Annotated in this window: 25 protein-coding genes and 1 pseudogene; 23 read left to right on the forward strand and 3 right to left on the reverse strand. The window is 62.5% G+C overall.

From position 1 onward, the window contains the following. Positions 1-337 precede the first annotated feature (337 nt). Entirely contained in the window at positions 338-904 is a 567-nt protein-coding gene (locus GR702_RS19375) for a hypothetical protein (RefSeq protein WP_058818295.1), read from the forward strand. Between the two features lie 149 nt (positions 905-1,053). Here the strand turns inward: GR702_RS19375 and GR702_RS19380 are convergent, their stop codons facing one another. After that, positions 1,054-1,245, reverse strand: a complete 192-nt coding sequence (locus GR702_RS19380; RefSeq protein WP_146215413.1) for a hypothetical protein — start codon at positions 1,243-1,245, stop codon at positions 1,054-1,056. Between the two features lie 89 nt (positions 1,246-1,334). On the opposite strand from GR702_RS19380, the gene GR702_RS19385 reads away from it, so the two are divergent. Beyond that, complete coding sequence (locus tag GR702_RS19385) at positions 1,335-1,586, forward strand: hypothetical protein (RefSeq protein ID WP_202408386.1); 252 nt, start codon at positions 1,335-1,337, stop codon at positions 1,584-1,586. A 48-nt stretch (positions 1,587-1,634) separates the two neighbouring features. On the opposite strand, the gene GR702_RS19390 is transcribed toward GR702_RS19385, so the two are convergent. After that, positions 1,635-1,973 (reverse strand): hypothetical protein, encoded by a 339-nt coding sequence (locus GR702_RS19390; RefSeq protein WP_152998736.1) that lies wholly within the window; start codon positions 1,971-1,973, stop codon positions 1,635-1,637. A gap of 439 nt (positions 1,974-2,412) precedes the next feature. On the opposite strand from GR702_RS19390, the gene GR702_RS19395 reads away from it, so the two are divergent. The 20 genes and pseudogenes from GR702_RS19395 to GR702_RS19485 all read left to right on the forward strand — a co-directional run bounded on the left by GR702_RS19395 (position 2,413) and on the right by GR702_RS19485 (position 18,705). After that, positions 2,413-2,703 carry a hypothetical protein gene (locus tag GR702_RS19395; RefSeq protein ID WP_160987277.1) on the forward strand — a complete coding sequence of 97 codons (291 nt, stop codon included), beginning with the start codon at positions 2,413-2,415 and terminating at the stop codon, positions 2,701-2,703. Continuing rightward, positions 2,696-5,092, forward strand: coding sequence for a type IV secretion system DNA-binding domain-containing protein (locus GR702_RS19400; RefSeq protein ID WP_160987278.1), 2,397 nt, complete (start codon positions 2,696-2,698; stop codon positions 5,090-5,092). The genes GR702_RS19395 and GR702_RS19400 overlap by 8 nt, the downstream gene beginning before the upstream one ends. Further along, a complete protein-coding gene (locus tag GR702_RS19405) occupies positions 5,089-5,391 on the forward strand; it encodes a helix-turn-helix domain-containing protein (protein WP_160987279.1) in 303 nt (100 codons plus the stop codon). The genes GR702_RS19400 and GR702_RS19405 overlap by 4 nt, the downstream gene beginning before the upstream one ends. After that, positions 5,391-7,554, forward strand: a pseudogene (gene mobF, locus GR702_RS19410) (MobF family relaxase). The gene GR702_RS19405 and the pseudogene mobF overlap by 1 nt, the downstream one beginning before the upstream one ends. A 10-nt stretch (positions 7,555-7,564) precedes the next feature. Beyond that, positions 7,565-7,957 carry a hypothetical protein gene (locus GR702_RS19415; protein WP_160987280.1) on the forward strand — a complete coding sequence of 131 codons (393 nt, stop codon included), beginning with the start codon at positions 7,565-7,567 and terminating at the stop codon, positions 7,955-7,957. Beyond that, positions 7,954-8,097 (forward strand): hypothetical protein, encoded by a 144-nt coding sequence (locus tag GR702_RS19420; RefSeq protein ID WP_160987281.1) that lies wholly within the window; start codon positions 7,954-7,956, stop codon positions 8,095-8,097. Before GR702_RS19415 ends, GR702_RS19420 begins: the two co-directional genes overlap by 4 nt. A gap of 2 nt (positions 8,098-8,099) precedes the next feature. Then, positions 8,100-8,627 carry a DUF2726 domain-containing protein gene (locus GR702_RS19425; RefSeq protein WP_160987282.1) on the forward strand — a complete coding sequence of 176 codons (528 nt, stop codon included), beginning with the start codon at positions 8,100-8,102 and terminating at the stop codon, positions 8,625-8,627. Between the two features lie 12 nt (positions 8,628-8,639). Then, positions 8,640-8,849: a hypothetical protein gene (locus tag GR702_RS19430; protein ID WP_160987283.1), complete on the forward strand. Its 210-nt coding sequence runs from the start codon at positions 8,640-8,642 to the stop codon at positions 8,847-8,849. Positions 8,850-8,937: 88 nt separating this feature from the next. Then, on the forward strand, positions 8,938-9,288 hold the full coding sequence (locus GR702_RS19435) for a hypothetical protein (RefSeq protein ID WP_160987284.1): 351 nt from the start codon (positions 8,938-8,940) through the stop codon (positions 9,286-9,288). A gap of 233 nt (positions 9,289-9,521) precedes the next feature. After that, positions 9,522-9,788, forward strand: a complete 267-nt coding sequence (locus GR702_RS19440; protein ID WP_160987285.1) for a hypothetical protein — start codon at positions 9,522-9,524, stop codon at positions 9,786-9,788. 2 nt (positions 9,789-9,790) lie between these two features. Continuing rightward, positions 9,791-10,393, forward strand: a complete 603-nt coding sequence (locus GR702_RS19445; protein WP_160987286.1) for a hypothetical protein — start codon at positions 9,791-9,793, stop codon at positions 10,391-10,393. 824 nt (positions 10,394-11,217) lie between these two features. Then, complete coding sequence (locus tag GR702_RS22605) at positions 11,218-11,340, forward strand: hypothetical protein (protein WP_272916693.1); 123 nt, start codon at positions 11,218-11,220, stop codon at positions 11,338-11,340. A gap of 69 nt (positions 11,341-11,409) precedes the next feature. After that, positions 11,410-12,660 carry a bifunctional alpha/beta hydrolase/OsmC family protein gene (locus tag GR702_RS19450; RefSeq protein ID WP_160987287.1) on the forward strand — a complete coding sequence of 417 codons (1,251 nt, stop codon included), beginning with the start codon at positions 11,410-11,412 and terminating at the stop codon, positions 12,658-12,660. A gap of 242 nt (positions 12,661-12,902) precedes the next feature. Next, positions 12,903-14,228 carry an NAD(P)/FAD-dependent oxidoreductase gene (locus GR702_RS19455; protein ID WP_337192649.1) on the forward strand — a complete coding sequence of 442 codons (1,326 nt, stop codon included), beginning with the start codon at positions 12,903-12,905 and terminating at the stop codon, positions 14,226-14,228. 22 nt (positions 14,229-14,250) lie between these two features. Continuing rightward, the gene (locus GR702_RS19460) at positions 14,251-15,051 is read left to right on the forward strand and encodes a GNAT family N-acetyltransferase (protein WP_160987289.1); all 801 of its coding nucleotides are present in this window, start codon (positions 14,251-14,253) and stop codon (positions 15,049-15,051) included. A gap of 64 nt (positions 15,052-15,115) precedes the next feature. Then, positions 15,116-15,883, forward strand: coding sequence for a DUF1223 domain-containing protein (locus GR702_RS19465; RefSeq protein ID WP_237449826.1), 768 nt, complete (start codon positions 15,116-15,118; stop codon positions 15,881-15,883). 3 nt (positions 15,884-15,886) lie between these two features. Further along, entirely contained in the window at positions 15,887-16,747 is an 861-nt protein-coding gene (locus GR702_RS19470; protein WP_160987290.1) for a cytochrome b/b6 domain-containing protein, read from the forward strand. Beyond that, positions 16,744-17,502: a molybdopterin-binding protein gene (locus tag GR702_RS19475; protein ID WP_160987291.1), complete on the forward strand. Its 759-nt coding sequence runs from the start codon at positions 16,744-16,746 to the stop codon at positions 17,500-17,502. The genes GR702_RS19470 and GR702_RS19475 overlap by 4 nt, the downstream gene beginning before the upstream one ends. Before the next feature lie 151 nt (positions 17,503-17,653). After that, complete coding sequence (locus tag GR702_RS19480; RefSeq protein WP_160987292.1) at positions 17,654-18,295, forward strand: alpha/beta hydrolase; 642 nt, start codon at positions 17,654-17,656, stop codon at positions 18,293-18,295. A 233-nt stretch (positions 18,296-18,528) separates the two neighbouring features. Next, complete coding sequence (locus GR702_RS19485) at positions 18,529-18,705, forward strand: hypothetical protein (protein WP_160987293.1); 177 nt, start codon at positions 18,529-18,531, stop codon at positions 18,703-18,705. A gap of 378 nt (positions 18,706-19,083) precedes the next feature. Here the strand turns inward: GR702_RS19485 and GR702_RS19490 are convergent, their stop codons facing one another. Then, on the reverse strand, positions 19,084-19,983 hold the full coding sequence (locus tag GR702_RS19490) for a patatin-like phospholipase family protein (protein ID WP_160987294.1): 900 nt from the start codon (positions 19,981-19,983) through the stop codon (positions 19,084-19,086). Between the two features lie 21 nt (positions 19,984-20,004). Here GR702_RS19490 and GR702_RS19495 point away from each other — a divergent pair, with 21 nt between their 5' ends. Continuing rightward, positions 20,005-20,241 (forward strand): hypothetical protein, encoded by a 237-nt coding sequence (locus GR702_RS19495; protein WP_160987295.1) that lies wholly within the window; start codon positions 20,005-20,007, stop codon positions 20,239-20,241. Positions 20,242-20,328: the final 87 nt, after the last annotated feature.

Genomic DNA, 20,328 nt, shown 5'->3' on the forward strand with positions numbered 1-20,328 from the left:
GCTCTTCGGAAGGCTCCGGCTTATCCCGGGGCCTTCCGCTCTTCTTTTGCGCAAGGGGCGGGCTCTGGGGGCATCGAACCCCCTTCGCCCGCTGACGCGAGCATCGCGATCCCCTGAGTTTATCAGGCGCGCTTGTGCCTTGGCTCGGCGCGCCTTGCCCATGCTCGATGCTTTGCATCTTGCGGGCATCGCTGCCGCACTAACTGCCACACCCGGACAATGGGTCGACCAGCCATCCTTGGGGTGAACCAGAACCACCTGGCGGCATTCTGCCACCAGCTCAGGTAGTGAGAAAGAAGAGGGGGATGGAGGAGACGAGCAGCGACAGGAGGCAAAGATGCTCGTCACATTCCGCGTCAAGGATATCGAGACAAGGCTCAATTCGAAACCGGCTCAGATATGCCCGCCAGAGCTCGCAGCACTGATGCGCAGACTGCACACCGCCAACAGCACGATCGATGCAGACCCAGGCGAATTCCTGGCCGCGCCCCTGAACTTCGAGATCAATGCCAACGCGCTTGCGATCGCCGAGTTCGCATCCTGTTTCGACCATCGCCCGGAAATGATCGCGATCGTCGAGGAAGCACAGTTTCTTGGACGAATGCTGCGGATCGAGCACCACCAATACGACGCACCGATCACGATGCGGGTGAGTGAGCACATTGCACTGGTAGGCGACATCACAATGAGCAGCGACCTTGCTGCAAAGGTGCTCACCTCGCTTGGCTACCACCGCCAAGAATCTGGCCAACTGTCCCTGCAAAAGCTTGGGACAGCGCTCGAGGATCACCGGACTTATGCGGCTTTCGCCAAGGCAGGAATCACTCCGCTCTTCGAAAGCCTCGCGTTCATCGCCGCCACCGATTGTGGAGAGCAACATCCGCTGCTCGAATGGACCTCATGACTATCCGGACAGCAGTTCACGAGCAGCCACGAACCGACTGAACTCGTCGCCATGTTTAACGCTCGATCTGCAAATTGCCTCCTGCAGGATCGAGGTGGAAAAGGGTGCCCGGCACGTTGCCGCGGTGCCCTTTTTTCATGCCCCCTGGGTCACGGCACTGCCGAACAACCACATTCCGGCACATAGCTTTCGCGAAGTCGCTGGTAACGCATGCCTCCCGCCGCAGGCACGTCCACCACCATCGCCATGAGCACCCCGCCAGCATACTGGTCAACCACTAATTTCCCGACCGAGAAGCCGTGCTGCGCCGGCTTCCGCACCATCGAAAAATTAGCGGTCAAGCCTCCGCTTCGCTCCGGTGACCAGCACACTGACGGGGCGCTGTTTCATGGCATGGCGGACGAGCCGCCGAGCGCCAGGAGGCAAGGTCATGTGCTACACAACAGAAAGCTACGAAGACGACATTTCAGTGCTTCGCCAGATCAATCCCAACATCATCGCCCTTGATGAAAAAACGCTCGAAGCTGAGCGGCGCTCCTACCACACATTCTTCGACGTCCATGTCGTCGAGACCCGGGACGGGTACATCCTCATTGAGGAGGGAGACTATGGCGAGCTGCCGATGCACCTGATCGATCAGATCGTCTACACCGCTACAGGCAAAATGGCCGATGAATTCTGACGAGACAGGGCGGTGGTCACCGCCGCCCAACTCGGCAAAAATCAGGCCTCACCCGCCGAGCTTTTCGAGAGCAGAAATCGCTACCTTTGGCTTCACTTTGACGGCTAGCTCCAGAAGGGCAATCGCCGTATCCTGACCGACCTTTTTGATGAGCCGATTCAGCTCTCGTTCTGCTTCCTCACGCTCAAGCTCTGCAAGCTTCTGCCGGCGCTCCTCCAGCTCCTTTTCCGCTGCTGCCAGGGCAGATCGTTCGCGTTCAAGTTTCGACACCATTGCGCATTCCTCCAAGCCTTGAAAGACCATGCGAAGATGCACCAATCGCAGGGTCTGTTCGAGGCATTTTTTTGCTTGCTGCTCTCGCGATACTTCATCTCGAAGCATGCCCAAATTGGACGCCCACCTTGATCGAACGTGGTGCCAATGACGTGACACAGCGGTCCACAGAGGCAGGCCAAACGTCTGTGGTCAGTTCGCGAGTCCGGCTCGCCGGCACATTCCCCCCGGAAGACCAGCTGGGCCAGTGATCCCCCTATGGCACTGAACCTAGCACAGGGCCTAAGTCCCTAATTTTATGCACACCCTATGCGGCTGCGCCGCGGTCCATTTCGGGTCAATACGCGCTGTTAATCAGTGCTTTAATAAAAAACCCTCCCCTCCGAAATATATTTCGGTTCGCAAGGGATCGGCTTATAGCTCGAAAGAACCGCGCTATTTCAGTCCGTTAGCGCCGAAATATATTTCGGCTCTGTTGAGGCTTTCCTCCGCGTTTCGGCTGCGCTATAACCGAAGTGCGATAACCGGACCATGCACAACCGTAGGGATGTGCATGAGTACCACCTTCAAAGGCATCGGTGTCGGGTTTGCACCTGACGTTCTCGACGCTCTCGACACATATGCCTCGGCGCAGGGCGTTTCCCGTGCAGAGGCGATCCGCGCTTCCGTCAACATCGGCTTGCCGATGCTCCGTCTGGGCATCGCGCTCAACGGACAGCGCGCGCTTACGATCCTCGAGCACACGCAGCTCGCGCTCTCTCTTCTGGTCGAACGCCAGTATCCCGAAGACAGCGATGAACTGATCCGCGCCGCCATGCGCAACGTGCGAGAGCACCATGCGTGAGGACATCCGCTTCAGCAAAAATGCTGCCACGCTGACGCACGATTCCGCGCGCGGAAAAGTGAAGCGGAACGCAGGCAATTTCACGCGCGGATCGCAGCTGTTCCACCACGAGGTTTTGATGACCTGGGCGGGCATCAAGCTACCGCTCTATACGTGGATCGCAACCACCGCCGTCCTGCTCTTCGCGCTGGGCGCATTCACCTTCAAGAACCACGAGATTCATCTCGTCATCATGCGCGGTCTCGCGACCGTCTGGAACTGGGTCGGACTGAACCCCGACAAGGCGGTCAATTTGACCCTCCCTAGCGGTCAGGTCGTGCAGGGCCACATGCCGATGGTGCCCTACCATCCTGCCGTCCAGGCGGCATGGGCAACCGCCATTCGGATTACCGTTTCATCGATGCTCGGCGCAGCTTTCATCTGCGTGCCGCTGACCGTCTGGTTCGTCGATTTTTCCCGGCGCCGGGGATCGGCAATCCTGACCGAGAGACACGAACGCGGCGCGATCATGGTGAGCCGCCAAATACTCGGCGATGCGATCCGCGCCCACAATTGGCGAGAGCACTCGAAAGAATGCCTCGATCGGGACCCCCCGGACGATCCCAAGGCAGTACTCCAAGAGGATCTGAAAACGCGAATCCGGCGCGGCATTCACAGCCCTTATCGACTTGCCGGATTGCCGGTTCCGTGGCGTCTTGAACAAAGCCACGCGATGTTCATTGGCACAACCGGCGCGGGCAAGACGACCGAGCTCAAGAAGCTCGTAACGCAGGCTCGCGCGCGCGGCCACCGCTGCGTCATTTTCGATCTGACCGGAACCTTCGTCGAAAGTTTCTACGACGCCGAAACCGACGTCATTCTGAACCCGATGGATCGGCGCTGCGAGCCCTGGTCGATATTCAACGATTGCGACAACTACGCCGAGTTCATGAGCGCCGCGACGGCGCTCGTTCCGAGCGGCCAGAATGTCGAGGACGATTTCTGGCAGAAGTCGGCGCGAACCCTCATGGTCGAAATGTGCGTCAAGCTCGTCAAGATGGGCGTGCGTACCAACGGCGGGCTCGCCTATTATCTCATGCAGTCCGACCTCAAGACGATCCACGCGCAGCTCGAGGGAACCGTTGCCGGACCGATGATGTCGCCATCGGCCGCGAAGATGGCCGAAAGCATACGCACAACCTTCATCGCCAATGCCAACGCCTTCCGCTTCCTCCCCGATCCGGCGCCGGGAGACGAAGGGTTCTCCATCAAGCACTGGATGACCAGGGACGTACAGGAAGGCTCGATCCTCTTCATCACCTCCACACACCCCGATCTGACGCTCAATCGGCCTTTGCTGACGCTGTGGATGGACCTTGCGGTTAACTCGCTTTTCCAGATGGGCCGCAGCCGCAATCTGCGCACCTGGTTCCTGATCGACGAAGTCCACGCACTGCACCGGTTGCCCGCGATCGATCACGGCCTCCAGACCGCCCGTGCTTTCGGCGGGGCGTTCGTCCTCGGAATGCATTCCTTCGACAAACTCGAAGAAACCTATGGCGAGCACGGTGCCACCAACCTCGCATCGCTCGCGGGCACCAAGCTCATCCTCAAGACCGCCGACCCCGAGACCTCGCGGCGCTGCTCGGAATTCATCGGCAACCGGCAGGTCCGGCAAATGGATGAGGCGTATTCCTACGGGTACAACAACAGCCGCGATGCGTCGACGATCACGCCCCGCACCGACGTGCAGGAACTCGTCATGCCGGACGACATCAGCAACCTGCCGAGTATGCACGGCTTCGTGAAGTTCCCGGACGGTTTCCCTGCCGCGCGGATCAAGCTCACATGGAAGGACTATCCGCAGCAAGCCGAAGGCTTCGAACGCGTGACCGACATGCGCGCTGCCGAATACATCCCCTCCAGCGAGGAAGCCGCGGAAATGGGGGTCGATGGGCGCGAGGGGGAGGGGCCGGTCTACCAGCCCACTGAAACGCGCGAGGAAGCGAATGTCGAGCTTAGCCAGGCAGAGCGGGAAGCGGAAAGGTTGCGAGAGCAGGTCGAGGGAAAGCTGACGAGGGAAGCGGAGGATCTGGTCGACCGGGCGAACGAGACCCCCGTCATCAGGAACGGCGATGCCACCGATCCCCGGCAGCAAGCCGAAGAAGATGGCTTCAAGTTCAGGCGATCGGGCCAAGCGGACCAACGCGAGCGGCAGCGCCACGCGCAGCGCGACGTCGAGGAGCGGAACGGACAAAGCAGGTCGCACACCGAGGCGCTCCGCACCATGCGCTCTCGCGAGGATGGTCAGGAGAGCGAACTGGCGCGCGAGAACATGCGCGGCTTCGGTGCCGAAAAGATCCATCATCACGAGCCGGCGATCGACGACGACCAGGAGCTGGGCCGGTGAACCTTTCCGCGCCCACCCTCTCGCACTCCTGCCACTTCAGGATCGCTATCGGCCGCAGGCTTCGCGGCGCACGCGCCGCACTTGGATTTTCGCAGCAGGAGATGGCAACCAAGCTCGGAATCGCCCGGCAAACCCTGGCTGGATACGAGAACGGCCATTGCGAGCCGCTGAGCAGCTTGCTTGCGCTCCTGTGCGAAGATTTCGGCCTCAATCCATCATGGTTGCTGATCGGTGACAACAACACGCCCATGTTCGTCCCGGGCACCGAGACGGCGACCTTCCGGCGCGCGGCTTCCTGATGCTCTCGGTTGCATCCGTATCCTCCGCGGGAGGCGCTGCGAACTACTTCGCAAAGGACGACTATTACGTCGGCGATGGCCCCGCGGAACTCAGTGAGTGGGGCGGGAAGGGCGCCGAAGCGCTGGGGCTGACAGGCCCGGTTTCGAAGGACGACTTCGAGAAGGTTCTCGACGGCAAGCTGCCCGACGGGACGATCATCAACGCCCACGAGAAACGGCAAAGCGGAACGGATCTGACGTTTTCGATGCCGAAGTCGGCGAGCCTGCTTGCCCAGCTTGGCGGCGATGAACGCATCCTCTTGGCGCAGGCGGCCGCCGTGAAGGCAACGATGGCCTATCTCGAGAAGCATTTTGCCGAAACGCGCGACTATTCGCGCAACTCGAAGGGCGAGCCGACCCAGACGGGGAACCTTGTCTATGCGCTGTTCCAGCACGATACGAGCCGCAAGCTCGACCCGCAGAATCACACCCACGCCGTGATCGCCGCCCTTACCCAGACAAAGGACGGTAAATGGCAGGCGCTGCATAACGTGGAGGTCTGGAAGAACAATTCCGTTCTCGGATCGATCTACAATGCAGCCCTCCGGTCCGGACTCGAACGCATCGGCTAAGACGACACTGATCTCCGCGATCGCGAGCGCCGCACATAACGAGGGCAGGGAGGTTATCGGCCTCGCCTTCGCGAACAAGATGGTGAACGACCTTCGCAACGACACCGAGCTGCGCAAGCCAGGCGGCGAACTGGTGCAGGGCGGCATCGAGGCGAAAACCGTCTCCTCGTTCGTCAATGAGCATCTTCGTGGCGCGCTATACGGCAAGGGACCGACCTACGAGGCGTCGCGCACAGCCCTGGAGGGGAAAGTGCTTGTCCTCGACGAGGCATCGCTCGTGGCCAACAAGCCGATGAACGACCTCCTCACCATCGCCAACCGGCTAGGCGTCGAAAAACTGGTGATGATCGGCGACCGCGCGCAGCTTCAGCCGATCGAGGCGGGCAAAAGCTTCTCCCTCATCCAGTCCGACGCTCCGGCGATGGCAAGGCTTGAGACGAGCCTGCGGCAACGCACACAGCACATGAAGGAGGCGGCCGGCCTCGCGCGCGCAGGCAAATTCCGCGAGAGCTTCGCATCGCTGGGCGAGCGCGTCGTCGAAGCCGGAAAGGATCATCTCAGGACGACCGCCGATACCTGGCTAGCCTTGTCGCCAGAGGACCGCGAACGCACTGCCATCTACTCGTCGGGCCGCGACGCCCGGAGCAGCCTCAACCGGATGGTCCAGGACGGGCTGCGCGGCGAGGGTGCGATCAAGGGGGAGGGGCTCGAAATCACAACCCTGCGCCCGGCCCACGCGACGCGCGAGGAGCTTCGCTACGCGCCGACCTATGCCAAGGGCCAGCTGCTGGAAGTAACGCGCCACAACGCCCCTGGAGGGCTCCAGAAAGGCCGCTACGATGTCGAGGGACTGGACGAGCGCGGGCGCGTCCTTCTCCGCGATGAGAACGGCAAGCGTGTCCGCTTCGACCCGGCCCGCATCGATCCCAAGGACAGACGCGACGCCCTGCGATTGTCCGAGAAGTCGAAGGAGACGATCCATGAAGGCGACAAGGTGCGCTGGACCGAGAAGGACGATGCCCGCAAGCTGATGAAATCCGAGGAGGCTCGAATCCTCGGGATCAAAGACGGGACGGTCACGGTCGAAAACCGCCACGGCGAGACGATCGAGCTCAAGCAGAACGACAAGATGCTGGAGCGAATGGGCCTCGCTTACGCAATCAACATGCATCAGGCGCAGGGCGATACGCGCGACATGGCGATCGGCGAGATGCATTCATCCGCCCGGCACCTGTCGAACCAGCGCCTCGCGCTCGTCATGATGACCCGCGTCCGCGACGACATCACGATCGTCACCAACGACAAAGACAGGCTTCTCGCCCAGATCGGCCGCAACCCCGGGGACAAGACCAGCGCGCTGGAGACGCTCGGCGAAAAGCAGGTCGACGCAAACCGCGGGCCGGACACCCGCCCGGATTTCAACCCCAAGATCCCCGAACACCTGCTTCCGCCCGACGCAAAGGGAGAAACCCTGCCCTCGGTCGACAAGGACAGTCTGCGCGCCGTTCCGCAGATCGACCTTCCAGAACGAACCATCGAACGCACCCGCTAGGAGAAGCGCAATGCCCGTAGCCCTGTCCCAGACTGCAGATCAGACGCCGTCCGAAAGCCTTGCTCAGGTCCTCGCCCACAAACCCACCATGCACAATTTCTCGACCGCTACGGGCCTGGAGAACGTGGCCCGAAAGCTGGAGGGGGACTCGTATTTTGTGTGCGACCTGCAGGTTCACGGCGTCCAGGGCTGCGCTGACTTGCGAAACGATATCGCACGGCAACATTTCGCCGCCGAGCTGATCGCCCTCGGGCTCGCGCTGTTCGTCGCGGTGATCGTCGGTTCGATCGCCGTCGCCTTCGTCAATCTGGTGACAAAACTCGCCGCGCCGATCGGAGAGCACCGCGTCTACGCGCTGTTTCCGCGCCGCCTGAGCGAATTCTGGAAAGGACACCCAACGTGACGCACGCCTTCGCCGGTCTGTCGGACCTCTTCGGGACGACGCCGCCGTCTCTGATCGAGCTCGGGTTAATGGTTGGTGTGGCCGCCGCTTTGACGGTCCTGATCCACTCGATCGTCCCGCATTGGACGGGAGAGGACTGACCATGAACGGCCAGACCATCCTGATCCTCCTCGTCGCAGGCGCGGTAATCGCGGCATTCGCAATCCTGAACGCTCTCCCGCGGCGCCAGCTGGCGCGCCTGAAGGTCAGGCCCAAGCCCCTCATGACGCCGGCAGAGCGCCGAGTCTGCCTCATGATCGAGCGCGCAATGCCTGGAGCCAGGGTACACTCGCAGGTCTCGATGGGGGCGATCATGAACCCGGCGAAGGGTCTTTCCAGATCCGAATGGTGGACCACCTTCAACAAGTTCAGCTCGAAACGCGTCGATTTCGTGGTCGAGGACCCGCACTCCGGTCAGGTCATCCTGCTGGTCGAACTCGACGACCGCAGCCACGACCGCCGCAACGATACCGACCGCGACGCCCTTACGCGCCATGCCGGATACACGACCGTCCGCCTCCCCGCAGGCGAACGCCCCACACAGACGAGTGTCGAGAGACACATCGAAGCCGCGCTCGGGCCGGCCTTGCCGCGCGCGGACCGCTCACCCTGGCAAGCCACCCAGGCCTGAAGGAGGACCACAATGGCATTCGATTACGAAGACGTAGGAACATTCGGCAGCAAGCGCGCAGCCGAGGATTGGGCTCACCGCAACAAGGTCGACCTGCGCGACCTCCATATCCGGAACCTCGGAGGTGACCGGGTCGAGGTCGGCATTCGCAAGAGCGGATACGACAGCCGCGAGAACTACGACAACCGACATGGCGAGAGGCGCGACGGCTTCTGGCGATAAGCGAATTTCCGCAACCTGCGGAAATGGGGCGCGCCCGCGCGCTCTTCACCCCGCCGGACTGTCCGGCACAACAGAAGGACTGACTACGATGAAATTTCTGATCTCCGCACTGGCGCTGGGTTGCGCCATGACGGCCGCCCCCGCGATGGCGCAGGATGCGGACGCTTCCGCAGCTGCAACGACGGAGACGCCTGCCGCCGTCCCGGCGATCGTTTCCGCAATCAAGAAGATCAACGCCACGACGTCTCCGGCCGGCGACCAGCGCGCGGCGAAGATGAAGCTGCTAGCCTATCTCGACGAGCACAAGATCCAACGCGATCGCATCGATCACAAGCCGCACAAGACAGAATGCGTCGAATGCGCCAAGGCGGACTGCGCGGACAAGGACTGCGACCATGCCAAGCCCAAGCCAAAGTGCGAAAAAGGGCAGAAGTGCTGACTGGGCCAGGTCCGGCACGCTTCCCCGCCACACGGCGAGCAAAGCGAGGAGGGGGCGAAGTGCTCCACGACCAGTCACAATGTCCGTTCTGCAGGCGTTTCATGCCGGATTGGGGGACACCCCTTCCGGTCAAAGCCTGCAACGTGTGCGATCGTCCCCTCTTCCTCATCCCATCGCTACGCGGACCCGGGCGCCTCCACATCCTTTCGGCTATCGACGTCACGAAGATCGTCATGCTGCCGATCGTCGGTGGTGGGACAATCTCTTTCGGGATGCGCGGACTTTCGACCGACCATTTCGCAGCGACGGTCGCAGGTGCCCTGCTGTTCTGGGGCGTCATCGACGTTTGGGATGGAACGGCAGGCCTTAAAACCGATATCGACCGGGTCAAGAAGCAGGTCCGGCAGGGCGCGGCCGTACGAAAGATGTCCATCGCCAAGAGCATTTTCGGGCTTTCGTCGATCGTTCTTGGCGCGCTCGGACTGCTGATGCTGGCCTGACCATGGATATGGATGACCGCGAATACATGCATCAGCGTTACCGCGAACGCGGCGGCGCTCGATCCCTGCCGATCTGGCGAGAACGGCATGGGCGAATGGAACTCGGCGAAGCTGACCTCGTCGCATCCTCCTATGGCCGCCACAGCCAGAACTATCCCGATCACCCTACCGCCCGTCCGCCGAGCCGGGCGCGGCGCAAGAACCTCATTGCGGCAGCCTTGCTGGCCGCGATCGGTGCCATCTATCTGGTGTTCACCGGCACATCCGGCTCGCTCTTTAGCAGGCAGCCCGAGAATGGCGAATTCCGGGTCAGGACCGAACTTCAGGCCGAACCGACCGCTACGCTGATTTTCACGGCGAGCGACAAGCCGGTCGCCATGCACCTCCTGGACAGCGAAGACCGGGAGATTTTCGTCGCTTATATCCGCGCCAAGAGAACGGCGAAGCTGCAGGTCCCGCCGGATCGAAAGTCTCACTCAAACCATCGAATATCGTGTCGCAGAAAGGATATTAGGAACGGTCCATCATACACGCGCGATTGGCACAGCGCTAATATCGGCGCTCGCTGTCAAAAGCCTTGGAAAACGAGACCCTGCGTCAAATAGCGCGAGATTCTTAATTTCTATAGCTAGCGAAGCGCGAAAAAGACATCCCATACCACTCACATTCGTTTCAATCGACATTTTTATCGATAAAGAGACGCGCGATTTCTGGACAACGACAGTGGACTACCATCAACGGAGAAAACAGTACAACTACTAGCTCGGCTGCCTTGGTCCTACCGGTGCTCCTGAATGAGCTTGTGCAACTTTTGGTTCACCTCGCAACCTAGCGGCAGTCACCTCGGGTACAGGTGGTTCTCGGCTAGGTTCCAGTCAGATCTCTACCGCATTGAATTCCGGCCAACCTGCTCAACTCAGTTCCCAAGTCGTTCCTTGTCGGATGTTCTGAACAAGTGTTGTGCGAAAGGCTGCCAAGTAGCTACCGCCGACTCGTCCCGGCGGGTAATAGACGACACCGCCGAGATCGGCTCTTCGAAATCCCAGCGCCAGTCTTTGTCCCGCCGGATGGCCATTTTCCTCGATAGGACCGAGATAGTCCGCTCGAGGCGGCCGCGTCCGATCCCGCAATCTACGACATAATAGGCGACGATCAAGACGGGGCTCAGCATTGACCAGCATGGCACGATCCCGGACACCCGCGCGATCAGGGACGGGTGGCGGATCGCCTATGAGCGCGCACGACAGCAGCTGAGCGAGCTTGGCGGGCAGCCGTTGTCCGCGCGGCAGATGCTCGTCATTCTCGCTAACAGCGCCGCCCGAACGGCCCCCCGCATTTAGTCGGCAGGCATCGACTTCATCGTCACCGGGCATTTCCGCGCGGTTCCGATCATCGCCATACAGGTCTCATCCCAACCAGGAGACTTCGTATGTACACCAAACATCAGCCGCTGAGCACGCTGCACATTGCGCTTCCGCTCGCCGGTCCGCTGTCGGCCTTCGTCATGATGCTGACCGTGATTGCCGCCGTCGCACCCGCGATGATGGCCTGACTCCCGTTCAAGAGTTCCGGACCGGTCGCGCCGCGACCGCCCGGACCTTCAGTCTGTCGAGGTGAGAGCATGTCCTCGCGCGCCATTTCATTTGAGGGCCGACATGGCCATCCGCTTGCGGCCCGCCTCGAGCTGCCCGATGGGCCGGTCCGCGCGGTCGCGCTGTTCGCGCATTGCTTCACCTGCACGATGCGCAGCCACGCTGCGAGGCGCGTCACCGCAGCGCTCGCCGCGCGGGGCATCGCCACGCTGCGGTTCGACTTTACCGGGCTCGGCGGCAGCGGCGGCGATTTCGCGACCGCCGGTTTTGCCGCCGACGTCGCCGATATCGTCACTGCAGCCAACTATCTCCGCACTCATATCGGTGCGCCGACCATTCTCATTGGACACAGCCTGGGCGGCGCCGCGGTGCTCGCGGCCGCCACGCAGATTGACGACGCGCGCGCAGTGGTGACGATCGGCGCGCCCTTCGATGTCGGTCATGTCGTGCACCGCATCGAAGGCGACCTTGCGGCGATCCGGCAAGCGGGTCGCGGCCAAGTCCGCATCGGTGGGCGACCGTTTGCGCTATCCGCGGATTTCCTGCGCGCGCTCGACGAGCCGCGCAACGCCGCCGCACACATTATGGCGCTCGGTAAAGCGCTGCTCGTCCTTCATGCGCCGCTCGACGGGACGGTTTCGATCGATAATGCCCGCCAGATTTACGACGCGGCGCGCCATCCCAAGAGTTTCGTGACGCTCGAGAACGCCGACCACCTGCTTACCGCCCCCGAGGACGCACAATATGTCGCTGGGCTGATCGCGGCATGGGTGGAGCGCTATCTGCCCCCAATGGTTCGCGCGGTTAACTCGAAGACCCCACCAGCACACGGTGAGGTCCGCGTCGTCAATGGCAACGGCAAGTTCGAGACGCGCATCATAACCGCGACCCACCAGTTCACCGCAGACGAGCCAGTCAGCTTTGGCGGGCTCGACGCGGGGCCCGGGCCCTATGAGCTGCTGTTGTCAGCGCTTGGCGCGTGCACCTCGATGACGCTGCGCATGGTCGCCGCGCGCGAGCAGATCCCGCTCGACGATGTGGTCGTGCGCCTCCGGCATGATCGCGACCATGGCGCGGATTGCGACCATTGCCAGGACAGCGAAGGGCGCGTGGAGGCTATCGAAGTCACGATCGAGCTGCTCGGCGCTCTCACAGATGCGCAACGCGCCCGTCTGCTGGCCGTGGCGGGCAAATGCCCGGTCCATCGCACGCTGGCCGGTCAGGTCCATGTGCACGTCGCCGACCATGCGCCTGAGGCCACCGAGCCGGTGGCGGCCTGACGCGGCGCGTATCGACTTCATCGACAGCGGGCATTTCCGCCGCGCCGCCGGGCCTGCGAGACGTGGCTCGTCAAAGGAGACGATCATGACCCGCATCGCACGGCGATACGCGACGCCTGGACCACGGCACGTAGTGAATAATCGCTCGGTTGACTCGCCCTTTCGTTCGCCCGGCGCCGCGCTAACCGCCCGGGTTGCGGGCCGCGTCGCCTAAAATGGCAAGCCCTGAGCGCCCCCCTCGTGTGGTCATTCTCGGCGCGGGTTTTGCCGGTCTCGCAGCCGCACGCGAACTCTGCGGGAAAGGTGTCGATGTAACGATCGTCGACCGCCAGAACCATCATGTCTTTCAGCCGCTGCTCTACCAAGTCGCGACCGCCGGCCTGTCGCCCGCCGACATTGCCGCGCCGATCCGCTCGATCGTCAAGAAGCATGAGCGCACCCATGTCCGGCTCGGCGAGGTGGTCGCGGTCAACAGCCATGCGCGGCTCGTCGAACTCGCGGAAGGCGATTTCCTGCCCTATGATTATCTCATCGTCGCGACCGGAGCGAGGCACGGCTATTTCGGCCGCGAGGAATGGGCCGAGCACGCGCCCGGGCTCAAGACCATCGATGATGCGACATTGCTCCGGCGCAAAATCCTGCTTGCGCTCGAGCACGCCGAAACGCTGCCGCCCGGACCAGAGCGCGATCGTCAGCTGACCTTCGTGTTGGTGGGCGGCGGTCCGACCGGGGTCGAGATGGCGGGCGCCATCGCCGAGCTGACTCGCCATTCGGTCAGCATGGAATTCCGGACGATCATGTCCAAGTTGTCGCGGGTGGTCCTGATCGAGGCGGGTCCGCGGCTGCTGGCGAGCTTCCCCGAGCGCCTGTCCGAATGCGCGCGCCGGTCGCTCGACAAGCTTGGGGTCGAAGTCCGGCTGAGCGAGCGCGTCGTCGATGTCGACGCGCGCGGCGTCGGGCTGGAGAACGAACGGATCGATGCCGGAACCGTGATCTGGTCGGCGGGCGTGATGGCGTCTCCCGCCGCGCGCTGGCTGGGCGTCGAAGGCGACCGAGCCGGGCGCGTCGCGGTCGAAGCCGATCTCAGCCTGCCCGGCCGCCCCGATGTGTTCGTGGTCGGCGATGTCGCGTCGCGTTCCCGTGCCGATGGCCGGCCGGTTCCCGGCATCGCTCCTGCCGCGAAGCAGATGGGCGTCCATGCCGCGCGGGTGATCGCCGCTCGGGTCACAGGGCGGCAGACACCGCCGCCGTTCCGCTACCGCGACTATGGCAATCTGGCGACGATCGGGCGCAAGCGCGCGGTTGCCGACTTCGGCCATGCGCAAGTCCGTGGCACTCTCGCATGGCTGCTGTGGTGCGTGGCGCACGTCTATTTCCTGGTCGGCTTCCGCAATCGCCTTATCGTCGGCGCAAACTGGCTCTGGCACTATTTCACTTTCGATCGCGGCGCGCGGCTGATCACCGCGCTCGACGGCGGCGCGGTTTTCGGTGGTCGGCACGACCCACATGGAGCCGAACAATTTCGCAACATTGTAACAGACGCGCCGCAACGGGCGGCACATGTTTGACATGATGACTCGGAGATCCCGTATGGAACCGGCGCGACCCTTCCTCGGCGCAGACGAGGCGACCTGCCGGACAGGCGACCTCGAGGTGCGGCTAGCGCAAGCGCATGAAGTCGATGAAGCGCTGGCGCTCCGCTTCAGGGTGTTTTGTGAAGAGCGCGGCGCACGCAGCAGTAAGGCGGCGTCGGGTCTCGAGGAAGACGCCTTCGACCGCGACTGCGACCATTTGATCGTCATCGATCATGCCTGCGCGGGCCGCCCGGTGGTCGGCACCTATCGATTGCTGCGGGAGGAAACCGCGCTCAGGATCGGCGGCTTTTACTCGGCGGGCGAATATGATCTCGCGCCGTTGATCGCGCAGGGCCGCGCGCACGCCGGTGCCCCGCAATTGCTTGAGCTCGGCCGCTCCTGCGTTGACCCTCGCTACCGGACCAACGCCACGATTACACTGCTCTGGCGCGCGATCGCCTTCTATCTCGAGCGTCACCGTGTCGGCTTCATGTTCGGCTGCGCTTCGTTTCCAGGCACCGACCCGGCCCTGTTTCGCGATGAACTCGCCTACCTCCACCGCTTTCACCTAGCGCCGCCACCCATCCGCGTCCGAGCTTGGGCCAAACACCATGTCGAGATGGCGCGAGCCGTTGATAAGGTCGACATGAGCGGGCGCGGCCTGCCGCCGCTCATCAAGGCCTATTTGCGCGTCGGCGCGCAGGTTGGCGATGGCGCTTTTATTGATCACGACTTCAATACCGTCGATGTTTTCATGGTAATGCCCGTCGAGCGGATCGTCGGGCGTTACGGCCGTAAATTCGGGCTCGTCACATGAGGCCATTCCTTGATCCCATCCCCGGACCGGCGCACCCGCACCGGTTTACGAGAGGCTTAGTTCAATGCCGATGACCGTCTCGCTCCGCGCGGTACTCACTGTATCCGGTGTGCTGCTGCTGGCCGCCTGCGGCACCGGCGCTCCCTCCGATCCGGATTCAACCGCGCGTTCCACCGAGGGCTCCGCGGCGGCGGATATCGCCACGGCAAGCGCGTCGGCCCCGGTCGTCGTCGAGCTGTTCCAGAGCCAGGGCTGTTCGTCCTGCCCGCCGGCAAATGCCAACGTCAATGCGATCGCCGCGCAACCGGAGGTGCTCGCGCTCTCATTCGGCGTGACTTATTGGGATAAGCTGGGTTGGGCGGACAGCTTTGCCAAACCCGAATATACCGCGCGACAGTGGGAATACGCCCGGGCAGCTGGGCGTCCGAATGTTGCCACGCCGCAGGTGATCGTCAATGGCAACCGCGCGATCGTTGGCAGCAACGCGGCGGAACTGAAGCGCGAACTCGCCGCCGCCGGGTCGCCCAAGGGCGGTCCGGCGCTCACCATCGAAGGTTCGTCAGTTAAGGTAGGGGCCGGCCATGGACCCGCTTCGCTGGTCTGGCTGGTTCGCTACGATCCTGAGGAAAATCAGGTCGCGATCCGCGCCGGCGAGAATGGCGGACGCACGTTGCCTCACCGCAATATCGTCCGCCAGCTTGTGCGACTTGGCAACTGGACGGGCACGGAGGCGAGTTTTGCGCTGCCAGAGCCCGCCGAGCCTGGCCTGCGCACGGCGGTGTTGGTTCAGCGCGGCCTTGGTGGCCCGATCACGGCAGCAGTGAAAGGATAGGGGATGGCGACAGCCGCCGAGCACGCAATCAACGCGCCCCTAGCGCCCGGTAGCGGGTCGCCCGGCATCTATCGTCATCGGCTGGCGACGCGTCTATGGCATTGGTCGAATGTCGTGGTGCTGATCATCATGCTGATGAGCGGACTGATGATTTTCAACGCGCATCCGCGCCTCTACTGGGGCGAATATGGCGCGAACTCGGATTATGCCTGGCTTGAGATCGGCCCGACCGCGACAGGAGGTCATTTGGTCGTTGCCGGGCTCGACATCCCGACCACCGGAATTCTCGGCCAATGGACGGACGCAAACGGCAACCAGCAGACCCGTGCCTTTCCGTACTGGGCAACCATTCCCTCGGGCTATAACCTCGCCGGTGCGCGCCGCTGGCATCTGTCGTTCGCATGGGCGTTTGCGATACTGACGATCGGCTATCTCATCATAAGCGCCGCCAACCGTCATATCCGGCGAGACCTCCTTCCGAAAAAGTCGGAGCTCGCGCCCGCGCATCTCTGGCAGGACGTCAAGGACCATCTCCGGTTGCGGTTTCATCCGACCGACGGGACGGCTCACTACAATATCCTGCAGAAGCTGACCTACGGGTTGGTCCTGTTCGTTCTGTTGCCAGGCGTGCTGCTGACCGGCTTGACCATGTCGCCTGCGTTCAACGCCGCCTGGCCATGGATGCTCGACCTGTTCGGCGGCCGCCAATCAGCACGGTCATTGCATTTCATCTGCGCGGCGGGGCTGGTCGGGTTCATTCTGGTTCACTTGCTGTTGGTCATGCTCGCGGGCCCGATCAACGAAATCCGCTCGATGATCACCGGCTGGCTTCATGTCCGCAAGGTCGAGGAGGGAAGCGCATGATGATCGCGCGCAGAAAACTGGTCGGATCGCTAGGCGTTGCCGCTGGAGGACTGCTGTTGAGCGGCTGCGACCGCGTCGCCGGAACTCCGGCGTTTCGGAGCTTCGTCGAGGGCACAGACGGGCTGACCATCGATTTCACTCGATTAGTTTCCAAACGCGACGCGCTCGCACGCGAATACACCTTGACCGATCTGTCACCAGTGTTCCGCGCGAACGGTACGCGGGTTCCAGCCGCGCCCGAATATCAGTCCCTGATGGCTAACAAATTCGCGGACTTTCGCTTGCGCATCGACGGACTGGTGCGCCAGCCTTTGTCCTTGTCGCTGGCGCAACTCCGCTCACTGCCCGTGCGGACCCAGATTACGCGGCATGATTGTGTCGAGGGTTGGAGCGCGATCGGGCAATGGACCGGTACCCCTCTTAGCGGTCTGATGAAACAGGCCGGGCTGATGCCGTCGGCAAGGTTCATCGTGTTTCACTGCGCCGACGATTATGGCGCGTCGAAATATTATGAGAGCATCGACCTGATCGACGCCTTTCATCCGCAGACGATACTTGCTTGGGGGCTGAACGGGCAAAGGCTGCCGATTCAGAACGGCGCGCCGCTGCGGTTACGCGTCGAACGGCAACTCGGCTACAAGCACGCCAAATATGTCATGCGCATTGAGGCGGTCGCAAGCCTCGCCCAGATCGGGGCCGGCAAGGGCGGCTATTGGGAGGATTCAAATGATTATGCCTGGTATGCGGGCATCTAGCCTTTTCCTTGCCGCATTGCTGCAAACGCTTGCGGCTTGCGGGCCTGAGACTGGCGGACCCGCCGACGAAGCCGTTCCAGCGGCCGCTTCCTCTGCATCGACGCCGGCGCCCCTCGAGCTCGAGGCAACCGACGGCGGGACGGTGCATGCTATGCTCTACCCGGCCGAGCGAGCCCGCGCGGCCATCCTTCTGTTTCACCAGGCGAACGGCAGCGCGGCGGAGTATAAAACCATTGCGCCTCGCCTCGCTGCTCTCGGTTACGAGATTTTGACGATAGACCAGCGTTCGGGCGGCGACGTGTTCGGCCCCAACCTCACCGTCAACGCGAACGGCCGCTCGTCTGATTTTCTGAGTGCCGAACCCGACCTTGAGGCCGCGCTTTCTTGGGCGCGCACGCGTAAACTTCCGGTAATCGTCTGGGGCAGCAGCTATTCTGCCGCGCTTGTATTCAGGCTGGCGGCACGGCACCCGGGCGACATCGCGGCAGTGATCGCCTTCTCGCCGGGCGAATATCTCGGTCGCCCCGATGCTGTCCGCTCCGCCGCGCGCCAGATTGCTTCACCGATCTTTGCCGCAGCAGCGAGCGATTGGGAAGAGCAGGCGGCCGTACGTGCTATCATCGACGCTGCGCCGTCGCAAAGTGAAACGGCTTATCTCCCGTCGACCGGCGGCATCCACGGCTCCTCGACATTGGACGCGACGCGCAATCCCACCGGCGCTGACGCCGCCTGGGCCGCTGTGGCTAAGTTCCTCGAGCAACTGCCGCTTAACGCGGCCACATCCGCGTCTTGATCGAAACTCCAATGATGTCGTTTCAGGCCGCCTTCATACCGGCATCGCCACAAGAAGCGTCAGAGTCAGTGCTCTTGTGTTTTCTCCGGGACGGGGAATACTGATTAAATTGAGCTGCCTTGATGCCGACTACACGCTCTGGGACAACAGGCGCCACTTCAACTCGACAGAGCAGGATCTCTTCGCAATTCTCAAGCCGTTCGCAGACAATGACGAAAGACGCGAAGCGCTGAGTGCCTGCAAGCTTTACGCTTTCGCTGATTGAGCCAGCGGTAGAGCTGGCGGGAGAACACCCCACCTCTTCACTGATCGCAAACATTCTGGCTGCCGGGCGCGAACTGCTCAGGCATCCGGTCGAGCTGCTCGATGGCGTCGGCGCCACGCTGATCGAGCTCGCGGCTCGAGGGTGACTACTCCTTGTCACCGAGGGTGATTTGCCTCGTCAGAAAGTCACGCTTGCGGACTCAGGGCTGAGCGAGCGGTCCAGCGGGATCGAGATAGCGAGCGACAAGAGCGCCGAAACGGTAACGCGTCTTTTCGAGCGTTTAGGCGTCCAGCCCGAACAGGCGGTCATGGCGGGAGTATCGTTGCGCTCGGACGTCAAGCAGTCGCTTGATGTGGTCGCGTGGGGGGCCGTCATCCCTCAGGAGGAGCTTGGTCGCCCTAAACTGAGTAATTACCCAACTCCAACACACATCACCGATAATTGGCGGCAAATGGCGGATTGCCAGCAGGGAGCCGATCCATGTCCTGAAGACCTTGTCGCGCAATCAGTCGATCGCGTCACATTACATCGGCGCGTTCTCGGCCTGACGCAGCCGGTCGGCTCGCAAGGTGGCCAATGGGCTTTCGAGGGCATCGAGCGCGCGCTGCATGGCCTCTTCACCGACGGCGATGGCGCGATCATAGGCGCGCCAGTTGCGGATCTCGATGTCGCCCACGTCGGGCATCACATACAGGTCGGCAGCTTCTTTCGCCGCGCGAAGCTCGGGCTCGGCGGCGATCGTCGCCGAGCGCATCAAGATCGAGACAATCGGCGGTCCTCGACGCCAAGCGCCCGACCAGAACCATCGCAAGAGAGGCCTTGGGCGCAGCACATCGTCGGGCATAAGGCCGAACGAGCGCGATACGTCGAGCGCGACGATGGTGCCCTCATGTTCGCCGCGCATGAGAGTGCTCGGTAAATTGAGCAGGGTCCCACCGTCAACAAGCACCTGGTCGCCGAGCGTGACCGGAGGAAGCACGCCAGGAAGCGAAATCGAGGCGCGTAGCGCCAGCGGCAAGAAGCCCCTGCGATGCGCAACATGAGTGCCGGTGGCGAGATCGGCCGACACGCAGAAATACGGCAGGGGCAGGTCCGCTATATCCCATCCCCCGAAATGCTCTTCGAGGCGACGGTCGACCTTGCAACCGCGTGTCATCGCCACGAAAGGCAGCGAAACATCGTCGAGCGGATTGGTGGTTACGAACGCCGCACGCATCCGCTCGTCCATTTCAGCATCGCTCCACCCGGCCGCAAGCCCCGCTGCGACGATCGCGCCCATCGATGTGCCGGCGACTGCGTCGATCGGCACCTTTGCACGGCGCAGCGCCCGGATTGCGCCGATATGCGCGAAAGCGCGCGCGCCGCCGCCCGAAAAGACGAGCGCCACCCCGCCGCCAGTGAGATTTCGCACCAGACGGGACATGTCGTCACCGGGAAATATGTGATGGTGCCGACCTGGCATGATCGCATCAAGCCAGGTGGACGTGTTTCTAGGCCGTTCGGCGCTATGGATCAGAACAAGGTCGACAAGCGCGTTGGCGCGCAGCGGCTCGCTCACGCACATCGGACATTCGGCGGGAGGCGGATCGTCGCTATGGCCGGCAATCAGCATGCGATCGGCTTGCCGCTTGCAGGTATCCGCCCGATTCTGTTGAAAAACTCGGCCTTGCAATGGCGCTAAAGTATTGATTCTATCTCTCCGCAGGTAGGCGGAGATGTCGGGATGATGGGCGAGCGGACGGTGGCGCAGGAGGCGCTGTTTTACAGC

The sequence above is a fragment of the Novosphingobium silvae genome, assembly GCF_009856825.1.
Lineage (GTDB): Bacteria > Pseudomonadota > Alphaproteobacteria > Sphingomonadales > Sphingomonadaceae > Novosphingobium > Novosphingobium silvae.